General features: G+C 66.7%; 4 protein-coding genes. 3 read left to right on the forward strand and 1 reads right to left on the reverse strand.

What is annotated here, in order from left to right; genetic code table 11:
* The 3 genes from VGD20_RS03335 to VGD20_RS03345 form a co-directional block, all read left to right on the forward strand.
* On the forward strand, window positions 1-942 hold a 942-nt coding region (locus tag VGD20_RS03335; protein ID WP_331133090.1), incomplete at its 5' end, for a L,D-transpeptidase family protein.
* 112 nt (window positions 943-1054) lie between these two features.
* Window positions 1055-3205: a S9 family peptidase gene (locus VGD20_RS03340; protein WP_331133091.1), complete on the forward strand. Its 2151-nt coding sequence runs from the start codon at window positions 1055-1057 to the stop codon at window positions 3203-3205.
* Between the two features lie 256 nt (window positions 3206-3461).
* Window positions 3462-3857 (forward strand): Ohr family peroxiredoxin, encoded by a 396-nt coding sequence (locus VGD20_RS03345; RefSeq protein ID WP_331133092.1) that lies wholly within the window; start codon window positions 3462-3464, stop codon window positions 3855-3857.
* A 58-nt stretch (window positions 3858-3915) separates the two neighbouring features.
* On the opposite strand, the gene VGD20_RS03350 is transcribed toward VGD20_RS03345, so the two are convergent.
* On the reverse strand, window positions 3916-4208 hold a 293-nt coding region (locus tag VGD20_RS03350; RefSeq protein WP_331133093.1), incomplete at its 5' end, for a 2OG-Fe(II) oxygenase.

A 4208-nucleotide genomic window follows, 5' to 3' on the forward strand; every position in this document is an offset into this window, starting at 1 on the left:
ACCGCCTTCGCGCGCTACGTCCGCGACATGCGCAGCCCCGGCAAGGCGAAGATGGACTATGCCGACAAGTCGCTTCGCCCGAAGAAGCAGGACACCGAAACGGTGCTGCGCGCCGCCGCCTTTCCCAAGGATTTCGGCGCCTATATGAAGAACATGGGCTGGATGAGCGAACATTATATCCGCCTCCGCGCCCTGATGGGCCGCGCGCAGGGCCAAGCTGTTTCAAAGGATGCGATGGCACGCCTTCGCCTGAACCTCGACCGCGCGCGCATCCTCCCCGGCCCCTATACCTATCATGTCGTCGTCGACGCCTCGTCGGGCCAGCTCTGGTATTATAGCTCGGGCAAGCGCGTCGGCACGATGAAGGTGGTCGTCGGCGCGAGGGAAACGCAAACCCCGATGCTCGCGGGCAAGCTGCAGTGGGCAATCCTCAACCCCTATTGGAACGTCCCCGACTATCTCGCGCAGAAAAGCATCGCGCCGAAGGTGCTGGCGGGCCGCAGCCTTGCCTCGCTGCGCATGGAGGCGCTCTCCGACTGGGGGCCCAACCCGCGCAAGCTCGCCGCGTCCGAAATCGACTGGCCCGCTGTCGCCTCAGGCAGCGAGGTGCTGCGCCTCCGCGAACTGCCCGGCGGCGCCAACTCGATGGGCCGTGTCAAATTCCTCTTCCCCAACGACGAGGGCATCTACCTCCACGACACCCCCGATCGCGACCTGCTCGAAAAGCCCGACCGTCATTTCTCGAACGGCTGCATTCGCCTCGAAAATGCGGGAGAGCTCGGCCAGTGGCTGCTCCACCGCTCGATCCGCACCAAATCGAAAGCCCCCGAACAGGCGGTCGCGCTCCCGGTGGAGGTGCCAGTCTACCTCACCTATATCACCGCCGTCGCGACCGACCGCGGCATCGCCTTTCGCGACGATGTCTATGGACGCGATAGTTAGCGAGCTACCGGATTTTGGGTTGAAGAAGTCGCGATAGTTTGCGACCCGTTGCGCGGCTGGCCGAAAGTGGGGATCGGGACAGGCCGGACAATCCAGCAAGGGGCTGCTTTTCATGCACAAACTCGCATTTATCGGCGCGAGCCTTCTCGCGCTCATCCCGCAAACGGGCTTCGCGCAGGAAGAGCCCGCCCCCGCGGCCCGGGACGCCGCCGCACCGGCGAGCCCGCCCGCCCCGATGTCGGCCTCGGCCGCCGGCAGCGCGCGGATCGGCCCCGAACGCCGCCTCACCGGCGCCGATCTCTTCGATCTCTCGATCGCATCCGACCCGCAGATCAGCCCCGATGGCCGCCATATCGCCTATGTCCGCCGCGCGAACGATATCATGTCCGACCGCGCGGTCAGCTCGATCTGGCTGATCGACACGACAACGGGCGAAGAAACCCCCGTCGCCGGGCGCAGCGGCGGCGCCTTCTCGCCGCGCTGGTCGCCCGACGGCAAGCGCCTCGCCTTCGCTTCGGCCGAAGGCGGCAGCGCGCAGCTCTGGGTACGCTGGATGGCGAGCGGCGAGGCGGTGCGCCTCACCGGCCTTCCCACCAGCCCGTCGAGCATCGCCTGGTCGCCCGACGGCCGCTCGATCGCCTATACGATGCTCGTCAAGGACGACGGCCCGAGCTTCGGCTCGGCGCCGAAAAACAAGCCCGAGGGTGCGAAATGGGCCGACCCGCTCGAGGTCCATGACCTTCTTGCCTATCGCGCCGACGGCGAGGGCTATCTCGAACCCGGCTTTGAAAAGATTTTCGTCGTCCCCGCGACCGGCGGCTCGCCGCGCCAGCTCACCTTCGGCCCCTATCACGACGGCGGACCGCTCAGCTGGTCACGCGACGGCCGGACCCTCTATTTCAGCGCGAACCGCAAACCCGACTGGGAGAAAGATCCGGTCGAGAGCGAAATCCACGCGCTCGACGTGACGAGCGGCACGGTCACCGCGCTCACCGATCGCAACGGCCCCGACACGGGCCCGCTCGTCTCGCCCGACGGCGGCAAGATCGCGTATCTCGGCTTCGACGACAAGCTTCGCGCTTACGAAAACACCCAGCTCTATGTCATGAACCGCGACGGATCCGGCAAACAGGGCCTCACCGCCAACTGGGACTATAGCGTCGACGCGATCCAGTGGGCCGCCGACGGCAAATCGCTCTACGCGCAATATGACGATCATGGCGAAACCAAAGTCGCGCGCATCGGCCTCGACGGTTCGGCGCGCACTGCGGCGACGGGCCTTTCGGGCGGCGGGCTCGACCGGCCGTACACCGGCGGCAGCTTCAGCGTCTCCGACGGCGGCGCGATCGCCTTCACCGGCGGCACCGCGACCCGCCCCGCCGAGGTCCAGCTTGCGCGTGGCGGACCGGCGCGCATCCTCACCGACCTCAACCGCAGCCTCCGCGACGTGAAATCGCTCGGCGAGGTCCGCAAGATCACCGCCCAATCCAGCCACGACGGCAAGACGATCGAGGGCTGGCTGACCCTGCCGCCCGGCTACCGTGACGGCCAGCGCGTGCCGCTGATCCTCGAAATTCACGGCGGGCCCTTCTCGGCCTATGGCGGCCATTTCTCGACCGACAACCAGCTCTACGCCGCGGGCGGCTATGCCGTGCTCTCGGCGAACCCGCGCGGGTCGACCAGCTATGGCGCCGCCTTCGCGAACGAGATCGACAAGGCCTATCCGGGCAACGACTATTTCGACCTCATCAGCATCGTCGACCGCGCGATCGACCTCGGCGTCGCCGACCCCAATGCGCTCTTCGTCACCGGCGGCTCGGGCGGCGGCGTGCTCACCAGCTGGATCGTCGGCAAGACCAACCGCTTCAAGGCCGCGGTCACACAAAAGCCGGTGATCAACTGGACGACGCAGGCGCTCACCGCCGACGGCCCCGGCTTCTTCGGCCCCTATTGGCTCGGTGCCGAGCCGTGGGAAAAGCCCGAGCTCTTCTGGTCGCGCTCGCCGCTGTCGCTCGTCGGCAACGTCGAAACCCCGACGCTCGTCATCGTCGGCGCCGAGGATTACCGCACCCCGGTCAGCGAGTCCGAGCAATATTATACCGCGCTCCGCCTCCGCGGCGTGCCGACGGCGCTGATCAAGGTTCCCGGCGCCGGCCACGGCACGATCGCCGCGCGGCCGTCACAATCGGCCGCCAAGGCCTCGGCGATCCTCGCCTGGTTCGAAAAATACAGGAACGGGTGGACGCGCCCGGCGGGAAAATAGCCCGACCCTTCATCGTCATCCCGGATCGAGTCCGGGATGACGAAAGGGCGGGAGCGAATCGCAGTTCCCGCCCCAAAGCCGCCAGCAACTCGGAAAAGAGCGCCCGTCGGGAAAATTATAACCGCCCGATTCCAGTATCTTAAAATTAGATCGGATACGATTTAATCGTTACCGCTTGACCACCTTCCGCGACTCGCTTAATTACATCGCATCCGATATAAACGGACACGCTCTAATACCAAGGAAGGAACCGATCATGGCTGACAAACTCTATTTCACCGGAACGACCCATGTTGCCGGCGGCGCCGACGGCTACGCCCGCAGCACCAACGGCATCCTCGACATCGCGCTGCCGCAGCCGCACCCCGCCGCCGAAAACCTGTTCGCCGCCGCCTGGTCGGCGTGCTTCATCGGCGCGCTCGAACTCGCCGCCGGACAGCGCAAGATCAAGCTGCCCGCCACGCCCGAACTCGACACGACGATCGAGGTGCTGGGCCGCGACGGCGGCTTCGTCCTCCGCGCGCGCCTCGACGTCCAGGTCCCCGGTATCGAGCGCGACGTCGCGCGCGAGCTGGTCGACACCGCCCACGCGATCTGCCCCTATTCGAAGGCGGTCGCCGGCAATATCGACATCGAACTCAACCTCGTCTGATGCCGGCTTCAACCGGGTGGCATCCTTCGGGTGCCGCCCGGCCGGAAGGTCCCGACGCTCAGGCGGCGTCGTGGAAAATCACCCCCAGCGTGTGCCGCCGTCCCGACCGGATCTCGCTCACCCCGTGCCGCATCATGACCCGGTAATCGGCGCGCGACCCGCGCTGCGGCCGCATATGGACCGCGAACAGCACCGCATCGCCCTTACCCAACGGCACCACCGCCGCGCGCGACTGCATGCGCGGCCTTTGCTCGGTCAGCACGAACTCGCCGCCGGTGAAATCCTCGCCCGGCGCGGAGAGCAGGATCGCCACCTGCAGCGGGAAGGCCAATTCGCCGTACAGGTCCTGGT

Origin of the sequence: Sphingopyxis sp., assembly GCF_036402335.1 — a bacterium.
In the GTDB taxonomy this organism is placed as follows: Bacteria; Pseudomonadota; Alphaproteobacteria; order Sphingomonadales; family Sphingomonadaceae; genus Sphingopyxis.

Bases quoted from the DNA above. Each gene is read 5' to 3' on its own strand.
- VGD20_RS03345 (WP_331133092.1), top strand. From the start codon at position 3,462: ATGGCTGACAAACTCTATTTCACCGGAACGACCCATGTTGCCGGCGGC.
- VGD20_RS03340 (WP_331133091.1), top strand. From the start codon at position 1,055: ATGCACAAACTCGCATTTATCGGCGCGAGCCTTCTCGCGCTCATCCCG.